The sequence below is a fragment of the Psychrobacillus lasiicapitis genome (assembly GCF_006861795.1).
Lineage (GTDB): Bacteria > Bacillota > Bacilli > Bacillales_A > Planococcaceae > Psychrobacillus > Psychrobacillus lasiicapitis.
Genome location: NZ_VDGH01000002.1, coordinates 336,518 through 355,532 on the forward strand (window position 1 = coordinate 336,518; position 19,015 = coordinate 355,532).

At 38.3% G+C, this 19,015-nt stretch carries 17 protein-coding genes; 14 read left to right on the top strand and 3 right to left on the bottom strand.

Features of this window, described 5'->3' with window-relative positions; translation table 11 throughout:
• The first annotated feature begins 20 nt into the window (after positions 1–20).
• Both FG382_RS04535 and FG382_RS04540 read left to right on the top strand, forming a co-directional pair.
• Positions 21–686 (top strand): amino acid ABC transporter permease, encoded by a 666-nt coding sequence (locus tag FG382_RS04535; RefSeq protein WP_142537706.1) that lies wholly within the window; start codon positions 21–23, stop codon positions 684–686.
• A gap of 28 nt (positions 687–714) precedes the next feature.
• Complete coding sequence (locus tag FG382_RS04540; RefSeq protein WP_170206454.1) at positions 715–1,443, top strand: amino acid ABC transporter ATP-binding protein; 729 nt, start codon at positions 715–717, stop codon at positions 1,441–1,443.
• Positions 1,444–1,980: 537 nt separating this feature from the next.
• On the opposite strand, the gene FG382_RS04545 is transcribed toward FG382_RS04540, so the two are convergent.
• The 3 genes from FG382_RS04545 to FG382_RS04555 all read right to left on the bottom strand — a co-directional run bounded on the left by FG382_RS04545 (position 1,981) and on the right by FG382_RS04555 (position 6,095).
• Positions 1,981–2,844: an RNA polymerase sigma-70 factor gene (locus tag FG382_RS04545; RefSeq protein ID WP_142537708.1), complete on the bottom strand. Its 864-nt coding sequence runs from the start codon at positions 2,842–2,844 to the stop codon at positions 1,981–1,983.
• Positions 2,810–4,129 (bottom strand): phytoene desaturase family protein, encoded by a 1,320-nt coding sequence (locus FG382_RS04550; protein ID WP_142537709.1) that lies wholly within the window; start codon positions 4,127–4,129, stop codon positions 2,810–2,812. The genes FG382_RS04545 and FG382_RS04550 overlap by 35 nt, the downstream gene beginning before the upstream one ends.
• Positions 4,130–4,409: 280 nt before the next feature.
• On the bottom strand, positions 4,410–6,095 hold the full coding sequence (locus tag FG382_RS04555; protein WP_142537710.1) for an Rqc2 family fibronectin-binding protein: 1,686 nt from the start codon (positions 6,093–6,095) through the stop codon (positions 4,410–4,412).
• A gap of 166 nt (positions 6,096–6,261) precedes the next feature.
• On the opposite strand from FG382_RS04555, the gene gmk reads away from it, so the two are divergent.
• The 12 genes from gmk to FG382_RS04615 all read left to right on the top strand — a co-directional run bounded on the left by gmk (position 6,262) and on the right by FG382_RS04615 (position 19,014).
• Positions 6,262–6,882 carry a guanylate kinase gene (gene gmk, locus FG382_RS04560; protein ID WP_142537711.1) on the top strand — a complete coding sequence of 207 codons (621 nt, stop codon included), beginning with the start codon at positions 6,262–6,264 and terminating at the stop codon, positions 6,880–6,882.
• Complete coding sequence (rpoZ, locus tag FG382_RS04565) at positions 6,883–7,107, top strand: DNA-directed RNA polymerase subunit omega (RefSeq protein ID WP_142537712.1); 225 nt, start codon at positions 6,883–6,885, stop codon at positions 7,105–7,107.
• Positions 7,108–7,179: 72 nt separating this feature from the next.
• The gene (gene coaBC / locus FG382_RS04570; RefSeq protein ID WP_142537713.1) at positions 7,180–8,388 is read left to right on the top strand and encodes a bifunctional phosphopantothenoylcysteine decarboxylase/phosphopantothenate--cysteine ligase CoaBC; all 1,209 of its coding nucleotides are present in this window, start codon (positions 7,180–7,182) and stop codon (positions 8,386–8,388) included.
• Entirely contained in the window at positions 8,385–10,796 is a 2,412-nt protein-coding gene (gene priA, locus FG382_RS04575; RefSeq protein WP_142537714.1) for a primosomal protein N', read from the top strand. The genes coaBC and priA overlap by 4 nt, the downstream gene beginning before the upstream one ends.
• 214 nt (positions 10,797–11,010) lie before the next feature.
• A complete protein-coding gene (def, locus tag FG382_RS04580; RefSeq protein WP_142537715.1) occupies positions 11,011–11,499 on the top strand; it encodes a peptide deformylase in 489 nt (162 codons plus the stop codon).
• Positions 11,496–12,437, top strand: a complete 942-nt coding sequence (gene fmt / locus FG382_RS04585) for a methionyl-tRNA formyltransferase (RefSeq protein WP_142537716.1) — start codon at positions 11,496–11,498, stop codon at positions 12,435–12,437. The genes def and fmt overlap by 4 nt, the downstream gene beginning before the upstream one ends.
• A complete protein-coding gene (rsmB, locus tag FG382_RS04590) occupies positions 12,434–13,783 on the top strand; it encodes a 16S rRNA (cytosine(967)-C(5))-methyltransferase RsmB (protein ID WP_142537717.1) in 1,350 nt (449 codons plus the stop codon). Before fmt ends, rsmB begins: the two co-directional genes overlap by 4 nt.
• A gap of 140 nt (positions 13,784–13,923) precedes the next feature.
• Positions 13,924–14,799 carry a Stp1/IreP family PP2C-type Ser/Thr phosphatase gene (locus FG382_RS04595; RefSeq protein WP_308421220.1) on the top strand — a complete coding sequence of 292 codons (876 nt, stop codon included), beginning with the start codon at positions 13,924–13,926 and terminating at the stop codon, positions 14,797–14,799.
• 2 nt (positions 14,800–14,801) lie between these two features.
• A complete protein-coding gene (gene pknB / locus FG382_RS04600; protein WP_142537718.1) occupies positions 14,802–16,796 on the top strand; it encodes a Stk1 family PASTA domain-containing Ser/Thr kinase in 1,995 nt (664 codons plus the stop codon).
• Between the two features lie 12 nt (positions 16,797–16,808).
• Positions 16,809–17,690 (top strand): ribosome small subunit-dependent GTPase A, encoded by an 882-nt coding sequence (rsgA, locus tag FG382_RS04605; RefSeq protein ID WP_142537719.1) that lies wholly within the window; start codon positions 16,809–16,811, stop codon positions 17,688–17,690.
• Positions 17,691–17,692: 2 nt separating this feature from the next.
• Positions 17,693–18,361: a ribulose-phosphate 3-epimerase gene (gene rpe / locus FG382_RS04610; protein ID WP_142537720.1), complete on the top strand. Its 669-nt coding sequence runs from the start codon at positions 17,693–17,695 to the stop codon at positions 18,359–18,361.
• Entirely contained in the window at positions 18,358–19,014 is a 657-nt protein-coding gene (locus FG382_RS04615) for a thiamine diphosphokinase (RefSeq protein ID WP_142537721.1), read from the top strand. Before rpe ends, FG382_RS04615 begins: the two co-directional genes overlap by 4 nt.
• Position 19,015: the final 1 nt, after the last annotated feature.

Here is a 19,015-nt window from a genome sequence, read left to right on the forward strand (position 1 = left end):
AAAGAAAGGAAGTAGCTACATTGCCAAGTTTTTCTCATTTTATACAAACACTCATAGAAACAAAAAGTGTATTCCTAAAAGCCATGCTTCTAACAATAGAGCTGACTGTAGTTTCTATCTTAATCGGGATAGTTATTGGACTTTTCTTTGCTTTATTAAAGATTTCTAAAATAAAAGTATTAGAATTCATTTCAGATGCATATGTCTATTTAGTCCGTGGGACACCTCTGATTGTTCAAATATTTATCCTCTACTTCGGAATTAGCGGGATTTTCCTTCTTCCTGATTTCTGGGCCGCATCCTTAGCCTTGGCGTTACATAATGGAGCATATATTTCGGAAATCCTTCGAGGGTCAATACAGGCAGTCGATAAAGGTCAGATGGAGGCAGGCCGCTCTTTAGGGATGACAAAAGTACTCACATTAAGAAGAGTTATTCTACCGCAGGCATTCCGCCGAGCGCTACCGCCTTTAGGCAACCAATTTATCATTGGGTTAAAAGATTCTTCGTTAGCTGCATTTATCTCCATGAATGAGCTATTCAATGTTGCGACAACACTAGGGTCCAATAATTTTGACGAAATGACTTATTTACTCATTGTAGCAATCTACTATTTAGTACTAGTGGCGTTGTTGACGTTCGTAGTGAACCGATTTGAATCGAAATTAGCAGTAAGTGACAGATAGGAGATGAAATTCATTGGACACAAAAGAAATGATTAAAATAAATCAATTGAATAAATCATTTGGAGACTTGCATGTATTAAAAGGGATCGATATGACCGTTTACGAGAGCGATGTTGTCTGTTTAATAGGAGCAAGCGGCTCGGGGAAAAGTACGCTCCTTCGCTGTTTGAATTTTTTAGAAAAAAAGGATAACGGCAATATTATCATTAAAGGAAAAGAAGTTGACCCAAATACCGATAACCTCAATAAAATTAGAGAAAAGGTAGGGATGGTGTTTCAGCACTTCAACTTATTCCCACACAAAACTGTTTTAGAAAATATTATTGAAGCACCAATCATGGTAAAGGGTGTTGATAAAGAGGAGGCTATCTCAAAAGCAAAACAATTACTGAGTAAAGTAGGCTTGGAGGATAAGTTAGATGTCTATCCGAACAAACTATCAGGCGGGCAAAAGCAACGGGTGGCGATTGCTAGAGCACTTGCGATGGAACCAGAAATTATGCTTTTTGATGAACCAACATCGGCACTCGATCCCGAGCTTGTGGGAGAGGTTTTAGCAACCATGAAAGAATTGGCTGAAGAAGGAATGACAATGGTTGTTGTTACCCATGAAATGGATTTTGCGAAAGAAGTAGCGGATTGGATCGTGTATATGCACGATGGAAAAATTGTCGAACGAGGCAATCCTGAGCAATTTTTCAGTAATCCGAAAGAAGAGCGAACACAGGAGTTTTTAAAGACTACCATTTTAAAATAAATATACGAGGTCCTGTCTTTTGCTAATCAAGGCAGGACCTCGTTTTTTGATTGTGTCTGGGATATACCCCTGTGTTGGGAATAAATGGTATACTGCTCTGAATTGTTTTAAGTTGTGTCTAACACAGGGAAGCTTTTTGTATAGGAAGGATGAAAAGTTTTCTTACAAAAGTGAGAATCCTTAGGTCAATATTTTTTATATCCACTAAGTCCACTCCACGCGCACCTATTAAGGCAAGCCTAATTGTTAGCACACGTATCACACCTTCTAAATATTATAAGTGTTAATTGGAAAAACCGAATTATATTAGTAGTGGGGAACCGTATCATAGGTAAATGAGGTTTTACTACTAGAAAAGGAAAAAAGCGAATGTCCCTAAAGGATCTCATTAATTGAGTTTTAGGGACAGTTTTGTTTGAATACTTAAATACAAGTTTTACAATTGGAAACTTTGACATGTAGATTAGATTTACTTATTCTAATCCCGATAAAAAAGCTGCTGCAAGCATGATCTTTTTCCCCGCTTCTCTATAGCTTTTAATGAATAGGTAATTTTTCAGGATTCATTGTTATATACATCTCGACTATTTTCTCATTACTAATATAAAAACTAAGGATACTTTGAATCTTACCATTCATGTATATCACTAATGCTGGTTGACAATTGACATTTTTAATTTCAAAATAAAAGTCTTCAGGCGCCTTTTTTATGACTCCATATAATAAGGATAAAACATTAGAGAAGGATACGATTGGACGTATAGCAGCCGTTACTTTTCCGCCACCATCAGAAAATAGTGTGACATTTTCTGATATAAGCTCTAATAAGGCATCCATATTTTGCTTTTGAAATGCTTCTATAAAGCGATTAATTATTAGCGTATTCTTCTCATAGTTTAAGCTTTCGCCTTCTACACGTGAGATCTTTTGCTTAGCCCTGCTAAAAATTTTTCTACAGTTTTCTTCTTTCTTTTCTATTATGTTAGCAATCTCTGAGTATGGGAAATCAAATACCTCTCTTAAAAGGAGAATTGCTCGTTCATCTGCTCCCAAATGCTCCATCATTCGTAAATAGGCAATACTTAATCCTTCTTTTTCTATAAGCGTTTCAGATGGATCAAAGGTCTGTAATTTTTCTAGTAATAAAGGTTCAGGATTCCATTGTCCCACATATTGTTCTCGTCTGTACCGTGTAGACTTTAATACATCAAGACAGAGGTTTGTCATTATTTTACAGAGATATGCTTTCTTAAATTTTATATTTTCTTCACTTGATTGGTAAGCTCTTAGAAAAGTTTCTTGGACAATATCTTCTGCTTCTACTACTGAACCTAGCATCCGATAACCAATTGAAAATAACAATGGTTTAAAAAGATGGTAATCTTCTTTCGTAACTTTCACTATTTTTCTCCTTCTCGTTTAAAATGATTTCTTCAGCTGCTTGTTTACCACTGCTGACTGCTCCATCTGCCAAAATGGAGTTGGGGGAAGCCCAGTCTCCTGCTATATATAATCCCGGAATTTCTGTTTTAGAACGCTGTAGCTTTTGCTCATCTCCTATTAGGGGTAAGCGCTGGTTCACCGTAATGTTAGGAATAAATCGTTTTGTAATCACATATTGCTGCCAACCTGGCTGTAGTCTATCTAAGAATTGTTCAAGCTCGTTTTTAATACTTGTTCTATCAATGTGATCATCTGGGTGATGATATTTAAATACATGAAGAACTGTACTCTCTGTGTCATCAGAAAGGCGGGCATAATTTGAATGTACCGAATAGTATAGGGGATCTGTGATGCCCATGGCGAATAATCGCCTTGGGTTAGGAAGCTGTGTTAAAGCCAAATCTAACGTTGCCCCTCTTACAGCTGTTATCTGGTTAAAAAAGCTATTTTGATAAAGATTAACCTTTTTGTTTAACATTTCATTAAGTTCATGAGGGCCAGTTGTACAAATTACATACTTCGCGTAAATTTCTTTGTTATTAGACAGAATTAATTTAAATTGATCCTGTTGAACGGGATCAATCTGTTTAACAAAAGTATGTGATTGAACCTGAACACCCGAGATGATTGCTTTATTGTGAAGTTGGTCAATAATAGTTTGCCAGCCACCATCTAGATAAAGAACGCCTCCCATAGCACTTTTTATATTCGATACTACTATTTTGGCGCTCGCCATTTCAGGTGCATGACAATATGTTGCAAGTCTGCCAAGTACATATAGTAATGATTTAACTTTTTCAGAATTGCCTACTTGCATAACCCATTGTTGGAATGTTTGCTCTGCCAAATTTTCAGGATTTATACTCATTATTTTTAACAAAACCGCAATCCACTCCATACGTTCTTTCCCATTCAAAAGGCTTGTTGTAAATAGTTCCAAAAGAGAAAGAGGGGCAGCATATTCGTTATCGTTTTCAATTAATATACCGCCTAATTTGGGTGATTTTCCACTAAGACTAATACCTAATTCATTGAGAATAGACTTTGCTTTTCCTTTTTTATAAAGAGCATGCGGGCCTAGATTCAAATACTGTTGGTTGACCTTGTTTGTTCTAGCCCTGCCGCCAATACTTTTTCCTTTTTCTACTAGTAATATAGATAAATTTGCTTTAGTTAAATAATTAACTGCAACATAACCTGCTAATCCACCACCAACTATAACAATATCCCATTTTTGAGTCATAAGATAACCTCCTAAAAGTTATTTCATTACTCAAGACGACAAAGGGTAAATAGATGTGACATCTTTAAAAAAAATTTAGGAACTTGTTCATAAATGAGCTTAAGGAACTTTTAATAATCATACATGGAAAAACAGGCTCATTCGCATGAGCGACCTATTTGATTTGTATTTCTACTAAAGTATCTGTTATATCTTTAAAGAATGTTCTTGCGATCATAGTTGAAAAATAAAACAAAAAGGTTATCAAAGCGACTAACAAAGCCGCTCTGATAACCTTTTCTCATTTCTTCATCTGCCGAATCTTCTCTTCATCCGGCGTAACAAACAAAGTAGTCTGCTCAAAATAAATTACAAACCCCGGTTTAGCCCCACTAGGCTTCTTCACTTGTTTGATCACTGTATAATCGACTGGTACAGAAGCGGAATCCCGAGCTTTACTAAAATAAGCGGCAAGATTCGCTGCTTCAAGCAAAGCTACTTCCGAAGGATCATCGGAATGTATAACGACATGGGATCCTGGGATATCCTTAGTGTGGAGCCATGTATCTGATTTCTTGGCTAGCTTGAATGTCACGAAATCATTTTGTTTATTGTTTTTACCAACAGAAATTTCGGTGCCATCTGAGGCGATGAATTTTTCTGGTGTTGGCTTCAGTAGTTTTTTCTTCTTTTTGGATGCTCTTGCTTTTAGTAAGCCTTGTTCCATTAGTTCTTCTCGAATTTCTTCGATGTCGGTTGGAGATGCTTGCATCACTTGTTGTAGTAGTAATTCGAAATAGGCGATATCGTCTTTTGTTATTTCAAATTGCTGTTCGATTTTTTGTAAGGCTGTTTTTGCTTTTGTGTAGCGATTGTAATAACTTTGGGCATTTTGGGTTGGTGTTTTTCGTGTATCCAATGGAATGATGACTGTTTTTTGATCTTCATCGTAGTAGTTGACGAGCTCTACTTCTTTTAACCCTTTTTCCAATGCGTATGCATTTGCCATTAGTAGCTCTCCGTACAATTGGAATGTATCTAGTTTTTCGGCTTGTTCAAAATCTTTTTGGAGTTTTTTCATTTTCAGCTTCAATTTATTTAATTCGTTTTGAAGCCATCTTTCTAAATCTCCAGCTTGTTGTTTTACACGGTCGCGCTCCGCTTTTGCGAAATATACTCGGTCCAGTAAATCTCCTAGTGTTTTTTCGCGAAATTTGTCGCCATCTAGATGAGTTAATTCGTTTGGTGAATAATACGTTTTTCCGCCAGATTCGACAATTTGTATTGCTGCTCCACCTTGCTCAAATTCTTTCATATATTCCTTATAAATTTCGACACGGTTCGCACCGTTTTGGAATCGATGTAGTAATTCTTTTGCATGCAGGGGAGAGAATCCAGAAATTTGCTCTACAATTTCTTTTGATTCATTGGCTGATTGAATAACATTCAGTAGTGCCTCTGAATATTCTAAAGGATGGTGCTTATTTTGGGCAGGTGGTGCAATGTAAGGTTGCCCAGGTAAAATCGTTCGGTAACTATTCATGGAAGGAGATAGATGCTTAATACTTTCCAAGATCAGATTGCGCGTTGGATCTATTAATAGTAGGTTACTGTGACGACCCATTACTTCCATATGAATTTCTCGTGTAATGTCGTCTCCGATTTCATTTTTACTTTGAATTTTGATAATGATAATTCGGTCTGTTTCATGCTGTTTAACAGACTGAATGATACCACCTTCTAAATGCTTGCGTAATACCATGCAAAATAGCGGTGGTTGTGCTGGGTTATCGATTGTTTCATTTGTAATTTGTACACGAGAATAAGAAGGGTGTACAGAAAACAATAATTTAAAGTTTTGTCCTTGTGCTCGGATGTGCATTAAAATTTCTTGCGCATTAGGTTGATGTATTTTAGAAATACGTCCTGTCACTAATTGCTGCAGTTCTGTTGTCATTGCTATAGTAAATAAACCATCAAAAGCCATAATTATATCCTCTTTCAAATCTTTATCGTCGAACTAGCCAATTGCCAAACCTTCGGCAATAACGCTTTTCTAATATGATATCATTTTAATGGAAACTTGTGTTATAATCAGTTAAGTATATATTGCAACAACGAAACGGAGTAAGCATATATTTGAAGGAGACGTTATGCGAAGAGAAAAAGGTATATTAATCGTTTTATCAGGTCCGTCCGGAGTTGGTAAAGGGACAGTGAGAAAAGAACTGTTTTCCGAGCCTGGCACAAATTACGAATATTCCATTTCTATGACTACGAGACTTCCAAGAGAGGGAGAAGTAGATGGAGTGGATTATTTCTTTAAACAGAAAGAAGAATTTGAACAGTTGATCGGACAAGGGAAGTTATTAGAGTATGCCTCTTATGTCGGCAATTATTATGGTACTCCCATTGATTATGTAAATGAAACGCTCGATTCTGGGCGCGATGTATTTTTAGAAATCGAAGTACAAGGAGCAGCACTTGTACGAGAAAAAGCACCAGACGCACTTTTTATATTCCTAGCGCCTCCTAGCTTGTCTGAGTTAGAGCAACGACTAATAGGCAGAGGAACAGAAACCGAAGATGTGATCAATTCAAGAATCCAAGCTGCGAGACAAGAGCTTGAAATGATGCATTTATACGATTATGTCGTGGAAAATGATGAAGTTGCAAGAGCTTGTGCAAAAATTAATGCCATCGTTGCTGCAGAACACTGTAGACGTGAACGTGTGGAAAAAAGATATTTAGCAATGTTGGAAGGGGAATTTTAAATGTTATATCCATCAGTAGACCAATTAAAAAATCAAATCGATTCTAAATACTCATTAGTGAGTGTGGCTTCTAAAAGAGCACGACAGTTACAAGAAGAAGGCGGCGAGCGTTTAACTTCATACGTATCTGCGAAACAAGTTGGGAAAGCGTTAGAGGAAGTAGCAGCAGGCGAACTGGCAATTGAGTCATCTAACGAAAATGTAATTTACGAAGACGAAGTGTAATAAGAGATGTATGAAACACCTCCCAAAGAATTTAATCTTTGGGAGGTTGTTATTTAGAGGGGAGAAATTAAGATGTTAACTTCTAAAAAAATAGTCGTTTGTGTTACTGGTGGAATTGCGGTATATAAAGCGGTTGCACTTGTAAGCAAGCTTTCTCAGGCTGGTGCCAATGTTAAAGTAATCATGACGAAATCGGCGATGGAATTTGTACAACCTCTAGCTTTTCAAGCGATGTCTAGAAATGATGTGTATTTTGATACATTCGATGAAAAAGATTCTAGTGTGATTGCGCATATAGATTTAGCAGATTGGGCAGATTTGGTTATTGTGGCACCTGCAACTGCGAATGTAATCGGTAAGCTTGCGAATGGAATTGCAGATGATATGGTGACGACAACATTACTTGCGACTACTGCAAAGGTTTGGATTGCACCGGCGATGAATGTACATATGTATGAAAATGCAGCGGTTATACGAAATATCGACCAACTTTCAAAAGACGGATATTCATTCGTAGAGCCTTCTGAAGGTTTTTTAGCATGTGGTTATGTTGGAAAAGGCCGACTAGAGGAACCAGAAAAAATTGTGCAACTTGTGGAAGACTACTTCTCGCCGAAGGATTTACCGCTTAAAGGAAAGAAAGTCGTCGTAACTGCTGGTCCTACGAGAGAAAGAATAGACCCTGTTCGCTTTTTGACGAACTTTTCTAGTGGGAAAATGGGCTATGCGATGGCAGAAGCTGCGTCTGATTTAGGTGCAGCAACGATTCTGATCTCTGGTCCTGTAAGTATTAATCCACCGTCCAATGTCAAACTTATTTCGGTAGAAAGTGCCAAAGAGATGTATGAAGCGGTTGTAGAGCAATTTGATAACGCTTCGATCGTTATTAAAACAGCAGCAGTTGCGGATTATAAACCGAAAGAAGTACATGACCGGAAGATGAAAAAGCAACCGGGGGAAGCGACGATTGTTTTAGAGCGAACAACGGATATTCTGGCAGCGCTTGGTGAAAGAAAAACAACTCAGTTATTAATAGGGTTTGCTGCAGAAACGAATGACGTCACCCATTATGCAAAAGGGAAGCTGGAAAAGAAAAATGCGGATTATATTGTCGCAAATGACGTTACAGAGGCAGGCTCAGGATTTGGTACGGATACGAATTCCGTTACATTAGTCGGGAAAAATGATGTGGAAATACATTTTGCTCATTTGCCTAAAAAAGAACTTGCTATTCAATTACTACAAACGATTATGAAATTAGAAACAGCTGAGTCAAAATGATTGTAGAAGTAATTGTCGATGTTTCTGCCTATCCAATTGATCGCCCCTTTGACTACGTTGTGCCCGAAGAATTAGAGACCCTTGTTGAACGAGGAAGCCGAGTGCATGTTCCTTTTGGTCCTCGAAAAGTGCAAGGATTTATAACGAATATAAAAGAACAAACGGATTTGGATATATCGAAGTTAAAAGCCATTCATTCTATTATTGATGTTGAGCCTGTAATGACGGAAGAGCTGTTGCAGTTATCTAAATGGCTGACAAATAAAACACTTTGCTATGAAATCGATGCCTTGCAGGTTATGCTTCCAGCGGCATTGCGTGCCACTTATAAGAAAAATATAAAGTTAGTCGATTCCTCTGCATTAGATGCTGATTTTTTAGCGCTCTTTGGCAAAAAAGAAGTTGTTTCTTATGAAGCTATTGAAAAAGCTGGCTTACTACGTGCAATGAAAAAGTACTTGTCAGATGGAGCTGTTCAATTAGAAACGGTTATTAAACAGCATGCCAAGGCAAAAACGATTGCGAAGTACAAAGTAACTGCAGATAAAGAATTTATCGTGGAGCAGTTAAACAGCTTAACCAAACAAGCAGTGAAGCAAAAAGAATTGATCGAATGGCTCTTAAAGCAAGAACAAACCTCTTTTACAATGAAACAATTGACTGAACTAGCAAATGCCACAAATAGTACGGTAAAAGCTATACTCGAAAAAGGCATTTTAGAAAAAGAAACGGAAGAAGTCTACCGTGAGATTACTTCCTTAGACTATCAGGATATAGACAAGCGATTTGAGCTAACAGATGAACAGACAGAAGCGCTAACAAAGATAAATCATGCACAGGAGTATGCCGAAAACACCACATTTCTTTTACATGGTATTACCGGTAGTGGAAAAACAGAAATCTATCTAAACGCCATCGAGCATTCTATTGTAAATGGAAAGCAAGCAATTATGCTTGTACCCGAAATTTCGTTGACACCTCAAATGACACGACGTTTCAAGCTGCGTTTTGGTGACCAGGTTGCAGTGATGCATAGCGGTTTATCTATCGGTGAAAAATACGATGAATGGCGGAAAATTTGGCGTGGAGAAGTAAAAGTGGTGGTCGGTGCTAGATCTGCTATTTTTGCTCCGTTCAAAGATCTAGGTATCATTATTTTAGATGAGGAACATGAGTCGACTTATAAACAGGACGACAATCCAAGATACCATGCAAGAGATGTAGCGATTTGGCGAGGGGAATATCACCAATGCCCGGTTATTTTAGGAAGTGCTACACCTTCTCTTGAATCTTACGCACGGGCATCTAAAGGAGTTTATTCTTTACTAAAATTGAAAATGCGTGCAAAAGAACAAGCGCTACCAACTGTTAATGTAGTCGATATGCGAGCAGAGCTGAAAAACGGCAATCGATCTATGTTCAGCGTGGACCTTGCAGATGCTGTAAGAGACAAGCTAGAGAAAAAAGAACAAATCGTGCTGTTTTTAAATAAACGAGGGTTTTCTTCCTTCGTCTTATGTCGAGACTGTGGAACGGTAGTGGAGTGTAAACAATGTGATATTTCCTTAACTTATCACCGCGCCGGTGAACAACTAAAATGCCATTATTGTGGACATGAAGAGCCGGTTCCAACTAAGTGTCCAGAATGTAATAGTGAGCATATCCGTTTCTTTGGCACTGGTACGCAAAAAGTGGAAGAAGAAATTGCGAAATTATTTCCGTATGCAAGAGTACTGCGAATGGATGTGGACACGACCAGAGCTAAAGGAGCGCATGAGCGAATTTTGAAGCAATTCGGGGACGGTGAAGCTGATATATTACTTGGCACACAAATGATTGCCAAGGGACTCGATTTCCCGAATATCACACTAGTAGGTGTGTTAAATGCTGATACGACTCTCCATCTAGCAGATTTCCGAGCAGCGGAAAAAACGTTTCAATTGATGACCCAAGTTAGCGGAAGAGCTGGAAGACATGATAAAGAAGGACAAGTATATATACAAACGTATACGCCAGAGCATTATGCGATTGAATTATCTAAATCTCAACTTTATGAACCTTTTTATCATACGGAAATGCTCACGCGTAAACAGTATGGGTATCCACCTTTCTACTATTTAACATTAGTGCAAGTAACACATGAGAATGTCCTGCTTGCTTCTGAATATGCAAAGCTTGCGACGGATTGGCTAAGAGCAAATTTATCGTCCACGACAATGGTCGTTGGACCTACCGCAAGTGCGATTAGTAAAATACAAAATAGATATCGTTACCAATGTTTGATAAAATACAAAAAAGAACCATTATTAATCGAAAAACTACAGCAATTAATAAAAATGTACCGTACGGATTGGATAAAAAAAGGCGTTATTTTGACGATTGATTTAGACCCTTCCACTATTATTTAATTTTACTTTCGCAAACAAAACGCTGAATAAAGGAATTCTGGCTAAGAACGCCGCGTCCTGCGGCAACGCCTGAGTGACCTACATCCTGTAGGCATAATGCCTCCGGCGGATGTCACAAATTTTGAAAGGAGTTAATTGAGCCCAAAGCACAATTCAAAATTTGGACGCAATTACGCCGAGGCGAAATTGATTAAGTTTGAAATGAGGAAATGACATGGCAATTTTACCAATAGTTACACACCCAAATGAAATACTGACGACGAAATGTCGCGAAGTAGAGGTTTTTGACGCAAAGTTAGCGACATTATTAGATGATATGTATGACACGATGATTGCTTCTGACGGAATAGGAATCGCAGCCCCACAAGTTGGAGAGACGATTCAAGTAGCAATTGTTGACCTTGGGGAAGGGCAAGAAGTAATCGAAATGATTAACCCGGAAGTCGTAGAAGTAGGTGGATCTGAAATAGAAGTGGAAGGTTGTTTAAGTTTTCCTGATCTTTATGGGGAGGTAGAACGTCCTTTTTATGTAAAAGTGGAAGCGCAAGATCGAGATGGTGCTTTGTATGAACTAGAGGCAGAGGACTATGAAGCACGAGCTATTTTACATGAAATCGATCACCTACATGGCGTTTTGTTTACTTCCAAAGTTATTCGATATGTAGATTTAGAGGAATTAGAGAATGAGGAGGAAGAAGCATGACAAATATTGTTTTCATGGGGACACCTGCATTTTCAGCGCCAATACTACGAATGCTTGTCGAAGAAGGCTATAACGTACTAGCGGTAGTGACACAGCCGGATCGACCAGTCGGCAGAAAAAAGGTATTAACAGCTCCTCCTGTTAAAGAAGAAGCTGTTAAACTGGGGCTTCCAGTAATCCAACCGACTAAGTTAAAAGGATCAGCAGAATTGGAAGAAATTATTGCGTTAAACCCCGATTTAATCGTCACAGCTGCTTTTGGACAACTATTACCGAAAGAATTACTTGATGCACCGGAACTTGGCTGTATTAATGTACATGCTTCGCTATTACCAGCATATCGCGGAGGGGCACCGATTCATCAAGCAATTATTGATGGGCAAGACAAAACGGGCGTAACGATTATGTATATGGAAGAAAAACTAGACGCTGGGGATATTATTTCACAAAGCGAAATCCCGATTGCCCATACAGATGATACAGGCTTCCTTTTTGAAAAGTTAAGCAAGGTTGGCTCTGATTTATTGAAAGAAACTTTACCATCCATCATTTCGAAAACTAATAATCGAATACAGCAAGATGAGTCTCAAGTAACATTTGCTAGAAATATATCACGCGAGCAAGAGAGAATCGATTGGAACAAATCGGCCCTTGATATACACAACCAAATCCGTGGTTTGCATCCATGGCCTGTAGCGTATACAACGCTTGAAGGACAAACAGTAAAAGTGTGGAAAGCAGACACGATACAGGTAAAGACAAAAGAATTACCAGGAACGGTTGTGAAAATTGAATCGGATTATTTTGTTGTACAAACAGGCTTGGAAGAAGCAATTCGAATAAATGAATTACAGCCAGCTGGAAAGAAGAAAATGTCCGCAGAAGATTATTTGCGTGGCGTTGGTTCGAAATTGCGAATAGGGGATATTTTTGAATGACAAAAAAACAAGAAAAAATTTGGACAGGTAATGTCCGGGACGCAGCACTCAATATACTAATGGCGGTCGAAAAGCAACAAGCATATAGCAACTTGTTATTACATCAGACGATTGAAAAATATAAAATCGATGATAAAGACCGCGCGTTATTAACCGAGTTAACCTATGGAACGCTCCAATATAAAATGACATTAGACTATTATTTGGAGCCATTTATTAAAGGGAAGTTAGATGATTGGGTTAAGCAATTACTGCGCCTTTCTTTATATCAGATTCATTACTTATCTCGAATTCCAGATCATGCAGCGGTAAATGAGGCAGTGAATATCGCGAAAAGAAGAGGTCATAAAGGAATTTCAGGAGCCGTAAATGGTATTCTTCGTTCTATTTTAAGAGAAGGTGTCCGTTCAACAGAAGAGATAAAAGATGAATTGGAGCGACTTTCAATTGAAACAAGTCATCCACTTTGGATGGTAAAACGATTCGTTTCCGAATACGGATTTGAAACAACAGCGAAAATGTTAAAGGAAAATAATGAGCAACCTGTCACTACACTTCGTGTGAATTTATTTAAACGTACAGTAGAACAAGTGCTACATTTATATACTCAAGAAGGATACGTCGTGGCTCGTAGTGAAGTAATCCCTGAATGTATTTATTTGTTTAATGCGCAAGCGGCGAAAACGACTGCTTTTGAGAAAGGTTTCGTTACGATTCAAGATGAAAGCTCGATGATACCTGCTTATGCACTTCAAGCAGAACCAGGTATGACGGTGCTAGATATGTGTTCAGCTCCCGGTGGGAAAACGACGCATATCGCAGAGAAAATGCGTAATACTGGTAAACTTGTAGCAATGGATATTCATGAACATAAGTTAAAGCTAGTAAAAGAAAATGCTGCTAGACTCGGCTTCGATTTTATCGAAACGATGCAAATGGATGGTCGTAAATCTTCAGAGGCATTTCCAAAAGAATCATTTGACCGTATATTGGTCGATGCTCCATGTAGTGGTTTAGGTGTCATGAAGCGTAAGCCGGATATTAAATACACGAAAAATGTAAAAGATTTTGCAACGCTTAAGCCAATTCAGCTAAAACTTTTAGATGAGGCCTATACACTGTTAAAGCGAGATGGACTTTTAGTGTATAGCACTTGTACGGTAGACCGGGAAGAAAATGAAGGAACAGCCAAGTTATTTTTAGAAGCTCATCCTGATATGGAACTACAGCCTTTCCCTAACGTTATTTCAAGTATTAAAGAACAAGAACAGGAAGGAATGCTCCAACTTTTCCCGCAAGATTTAAAAAGTGATGGATTTTTTGTTTCAATTTTCAAGAAGAAGTAAGATTCTTAAAGGAAAAAAAAATTTACTAAGTATCGATCCAGTTGCAACGCCTTGCCCCTCGGGGTCAAATGTGAAAAAGCTGCTCCTGCGCAAAGCTCGTCGCAAACAAAATCGCTTGTGGTGGCTGGGGAGCTGCCCCCTTGGCCCGCACGATGCGGGTTATGTCTGCTTTGCCACACGATGTGGCGTACTCTGCAGACCTACCCCAACCCTATTTGTCTGTCGGGGCAGACATAGGCGCTTACACTTTTCTTAATCTAAAAGAGGTGATGGAAGAAATGAAGTTCGTTGTTGAAACTGATGTTGGCTTGAAGAGGACGGTCAATGAGGACCGGGTGGATGTATTTGTCCGCGACGATCATCGAATACTTGCCGTTGTTGCTGACGGTATGGGGGGGCATAATGCGGGAGATGTGGCAAGTGAGTTAGCGATATCTGAGTTCAAAAAGTATTTTACGACCTATAACCCCACTGTAATAAAAGCAAAAGATTGGCTCACTTATACATTCCAATCGATTAACCAATCCATTGCTAGACATTCCGCAATGAATGCTGGGTGCGAAGGAATGGGAACTACATTAATTGCTGGCTTATTTGAAAAGCAAAAAGGAATCGTTGCACATGTCGGCGATAGTCGGGTTTATCAAATTACAAAGGAAAAAGTGAATCAAATAACACGAGACCATTCTTATGTAAATGTATTAATTGATTCAGGAGAAATTAGTGAGGAACAGGCAAAAACACATCCAAAGAAAAATGTATTGATGAAAGCAGTTGGTACTGAACCAACCATCCAACCTGATTTTTACGAAGTTGAATTTGTTCCTAATTCTTATTTTCTTTTTTGTTCAGATGGATTAAGTAATAAATTAACCGAAGACTTTATGCAATCTCTCCTCTACTCGGATAAAACGCTCCAAGAAAAGGCGAGTCAATTAGTGAAGGAAGCTAATCAATCTGGTGGGGAAGATAATATTTCATTAGTCTTATTATCAAATAATGAAGAGGAGGTGTAAGGATGTTAATAGGCAAACGAATTAGCGGCAGATACAAATTGCTTGAAATGATAGGTGGAGGCGGCATGTCCAATGTATATTTGGCGCATGACATGATTTTGGACCGCGATGTGGCAATCAAAATTTTACGCTACGATTTTTCCAATGAAGAAGAATTACACCGTCGTTTCCAACGCGAAGCATTATCTGCAACAAGCCTTACACACCCCAATATAGTGAATATATATGATGTAGGGGAAGATGGCGATATACATTATATTGTCATGGAGTATGTAAAAGGAGAAACATTAAAACAATACATACAACGGAATGCTCCGGTTTCACCTAAAAAATCAGTAACGATTATGAGACAGCTTACTTCCGCTATTGCTAATGCACATAATAATCATATAATTCACCGAGATGTTAAACCTCAAAATATATTGTTGGATGAAGAGGAAAATATTAAAATTACGGACTTTGGAATTGCAATGGCCCTTAGTGCAACTTCGTTCACACAGACAAATTCTGTGTTAGGAACGGTGCATTATTTATCTCCCGAACAAGCACGTGGGGGAACGGCTACGAACCAATCCGACATTTATGCATTAGGGATTGTATTGTTTGAGCTACTTACCGGACAACTCCCATTTTCGGGAGAATCTGCTGTATCTATTGCACTAAAGCACTTGCAGTCGGAAACGCCCTCTATTCGTGCGATTAATCCTGCAATACCGCAAAGCTTAGAAAATGTTGTTTTAAAGGCAACTGCAAAAGATCAAAAGAATCGATATCGCACTGCAGAAGATATGGAAGCAGATTTAGCAACTGCTCTATCACCCGAAAGAGCGGAAGAACCAAAGTTTGTTGTAGCATTGGATGATGATGCAACGAAGATTTTACCGGTTATTAAAGAACCTGTTTCTTTTGAAGAAGTTTCGGAAACAAAAAAGATTCCTGTCGCAACTGAAACAGGGGGAGTAGAAGAAGTAAAACCGAAGAAAAAGGGGAAAAAAAGAAAGATAATTGGCGCTATAATAGCAAGCATCGTAGTGCTTGCACTGCTAGTTATTATCGTATTCCCTGGATTATTTAAGCCGAAAAAAATTGAAGTGCCAGATGTATCCAAGCTAGAGGTTGACCTAGCCATAGAACAGCTAGAAGCAGAAGGGTTCAAAATTGGTGAACAAACACTAGAATTTTCCGAAGATATTGAAGAGGATCACGTCATTCGGACAACACCTGAAGCAGGTAAAATGCGGGACAAAGATACAGAAATACATTTGTTTGTCTCATCTGGTAAAGAAACCTCTGCGATTAGTGATTATACAGGTCACGATATAGATCAAGTGAAAACTTTACTACAAAATCAAGGATTACGTAATATTGACGTAGAAGAAAAATTCAATTCAGAACCTGTAGGGACTATTTTAGAGCAAAATCCAGCTGGTGGTACTGAAATTATTCCAGCAGAAACGGATCTAGTTTTTGTCGTAAGTAAAGGTCCTGACCTAAGAACGGTAAATGATCTAACAAATTACAATGAAAAAGCATTAAAGGATACGGAAAAGTCTTCAGGTTTTAAAATTCAAATAGCTGGGAAAGAAAACTCTGATAGTATTCAAAAAGGGAATGTTATTAGTCAAGATCCAAAACCGAATGCCAAAGTAGCACCAGGCAGTACAATCAAAGTCGTCATTTCGGACGGACCGAAAGCAAAGCCGACTAAATACTATGCCAAAACAGTTACAATTCCATATACGCAACCAAATCCAAATGAAGAAGACGCTGAGGATGAACAAGAGGAAGAAGAAATAGAAGTGCAACCACAAGTTGTACGTATTTATATACAAGACAAAACAAGAACACTGGAAGAGCCAGCAGAGGAGTTTGTTTTAACCGAAACGACACAAAAACAACTTAAATTTGAAATTAGTGAAGGACAAAAAGCAGTCTATCGTATTCTGGTGAATTCAAATGTAATCGTAGATGAAACGATTGCTTATGACGATATATAAAGGAGGCTTCGGATGCCACAAGGTCAAATTAGAAAAGCGTTAAGTGGATTTTATTATGTATATGATGATGGAAAGATGATTCAATGCCGTGCTAGAGGAGTTTTCAGAAACAGGGGGGAATCTCCTTTAGTAGGTGATTTCGTAGATTATACGGTGGAGGGAGAAAATGACGGTACGATTACGGTCATTCATGAACGCAAAAATAACTTAGTTCGCCCACCGATTGCCAACATAGATCAAGCGATTTTAGTATTTTCGATAAAAGAACCAGATTTCAATACAATCTTATTGGATCGCTTTTTAGTAGTGCTTGAGTCATTCTATATCGAACCAATCATTTGTTTAACGAAAAGCGATTTAATGGATGAACAAATGGAAAAAACGATGGAAGCATATATAAAAGACTACGAGCAAATTGGATATCAAGTATTGATGACATTCAAGGATGACCCTGATTTTGATGCAAAAATAGCACCGCTACTAAAAGATAAAACGACCGTACTTGCAGGTCAATCAGGTGTCGGTAAATCTACACTTTTAAACACGATTTTACCTTCTCTAGATTTAAAAACGGGTGTTATTTCCAATGCATTAGGCCGTGGAAAACATACGACAAGGCATGTAGAGCTGATCGAAGTTTGTGGCGGTTTACTCGCTGATACACCAGGTTTTAGCTCATTTGAGTTTGACCTGATGGAAAAGGAAGAGCTGTCTAACTGTTTTCCTGACTTTGTGGAAAAACAAGATGCGTGTAAATTTAGAGAATGCCTGCATGTAAAGGAACCGAAATGTGCAGTAAAAGAAGCTGTGGAATCAGGCGAAATTAAGGAATATCGATATAAGCATTATTTACAGTTTTTCGATGAAATAGTAGAAAGAAAGCCGAGGTACTAATTATGGTAAAAATAGCTCCATCTATCTTAGCAGCGAATTTCGCAAAACTGGGAGAAGAAGTATTAGAAGTTGAAAAAGCAGGCGCAGAATTGATTCATATCGATGTCATGGATGGTCATTTCGTACCAAACATTACGATGGGTCCAATTGTTGTGGAAGCGTTACGTCCGCTTACAAAATTGCCGCTTGATGTGCATTTAATGATTGAAAATGCAGATCAATATATTGAAGCATTTGCAAAAGCAGGTGCTGACTATATTACAGTTCATGTGGAAGCTTGTCCTCATTTACATCGAACGATTCAACTGATCAGAACATTTGGTGTAAAACCAGGTGTAGTACTTAATCCACATACACCAATCGAAACCATTCAACATGTTTTGGAAGATATTGATATGGTGCTCTTTATGACTGTTAACCCAGGCTTTGGGGGGCAAAAATTTATTCATTCGGTCGTTCCAAAAGTGAAGCAATTAGCAGATATTATTCGACAACGAAATCTGTCAATTGAGATTGAAATCGATGGTGGTATTAATGAAGAAACGATTAAACCTTGTGTGGAAGCAGGGGCAACTATTTTAGTGGCAGGATCTGCTATTTATAACGCACCTGATAAAGGAAAAGCTTTACAAGCGATTAAAGAAGCTGGTTTAAGTGTATTAGCGAAATGAGACGGGTAATTGTTTGTTCCGGTGGGCCAGTAGAGGAAGTTGTTGCTTTTGAACAGCTTCCTCTTTTGGAAGAAGAGACTGTTTTTATCGGCGCTGATCGTGGCGCCCTTCATTTATTGGAAAGAGGGATAACACCTAATGAAATTATCGGTGACTTCGACTCGCTTACAGCAGAAGAATTAAAGTTCGTAAAACAATGGGTAAGTGAAGTCACAATCCTCCAAGTAGAAAAAGATGATACGGATACCCATCTAGCCGTTCAAAAAGCACTTACATATGAACCAGACGAAATTATATTAACTGGAGTTACTGGTGGGCGATTAGATCATTACGAAGCGAGTTTGCATGATATATGCCGCTTTCAAATAGAACACCCGAATATTCTTTTCTCCATTCAAAACAATCAAAACATCATCCGTTTTTTGCTGCCGGGAAGCCATGAAATCGAGCAAGACGACCATTATAAATACATTTCTTTTTTTTCTTTCGGTGAAAAAGTTGAGAAAATTTCTCTAAATGGGTTTCTCTACAATGTCACAGATGAAAACATTACAGCGGGTACAGCAAAATTTACTAGTAATGAACTAAAAGGACGAACAAGTACTATCTCTTTTATAGCTGGCATATGTTTAATGATAAGAAGCAGTGACTAAA

Excerpts from the sequence above, each read along its gene's own strand:
- rpoZ (WP_142537712.1), top strand. The coding sequence starts at position 6,883 with ATGTTATATCCATCAGTAGACCAATTAAAAAATCAAATCGATTCTAAA.
- FG382_RS04555 (WP_142537710.1), bottom strand. The coding sequence starts at position 6,095 with ATGGCTTTTGATGGTTTATTTACTATAGCAATGACAACAGAACTGCAG.
- gmk (WP_142537711.1), top strand. The coding sequence starts at position 6,262 with ATGCGAAGAGAAAAAGGTATATTAATCGTTTTATCAGGTCCGTCCGGA.
- fmt (WP_142537716.1), top strand. The coding sequence starts at position 11,496 with ATGACAAATATTGTTTTCATGGGGACACCTGCATTTTCAGCGCCAATA.
- rsmB (WP_142537717.1), top strand. The coding sequence starts at position 12,434 with ATGACAAAAAAACAAGAAAAAATTTGGACAGGTAATGTCCGGGACGCA.
- FG382_RS04540 (WP_170206454.1), top strand. The coding sequence starts at position 715 with ATGATTAAAATAAATCAATTGAATAAATCATTTGGAGACTTGCATGTA.
- coaBC (WP_142537713.1), top strand. The coding sequence starts at position 7,180 with ATGTTAACTTCTAAAAAAATAGTCGTTTGTGTTACTGGTGGAATTGCG.
- rpe (WP_142537720.1), top strand. The coding sequence starts at position 17,693 with ATGGTAAAAATAGCTCCATCTATCTTAGCAGCGAATTTCGCAAAACTG.
- def (WP_142537715.1), top strand. The coding sequence starts at position 11,011 with ATGGCAATTTTACCAATAGTTACACACCCAAATGAAATACTGACGACG.
- FG382_RS04615 (WP_142537721.1), top strand. The coding sequence starts at position 18,358 with ATGAGACGGGTAATTGTTTGTTCCGGTGGGCCAGTAGAGGAAGTTGTT.
- priA (WP_142537714.1), top strand. The coding sequence starts at position 8,385 with ATGATTGTAGAAGTAATTGTCGATGTTTCTGCCTATCCAATTGATCGC.
- pknB (WP_142537718.1), top strand. The coding sequence starts at position 14,802 with ATGTTAATAGGCAAACGAATTAGCGGCAGATACAAATTGCTTGAAATG.
- rsgA (WP_142537719.1), top strand. The coding sequence starts at position 16,809 with ATGCCACAAGGTCAAATTAGAAAAGCGTTAAGTGGATTTTATTATGTA.
- FG382_RS04550 (WP_142537709.1), bottom strand. The coding sequence starts at position 4,129 with ATGACTCAAAAATGGGATATTGTTATAGTTGGTGGTGGATTAGCAGGT.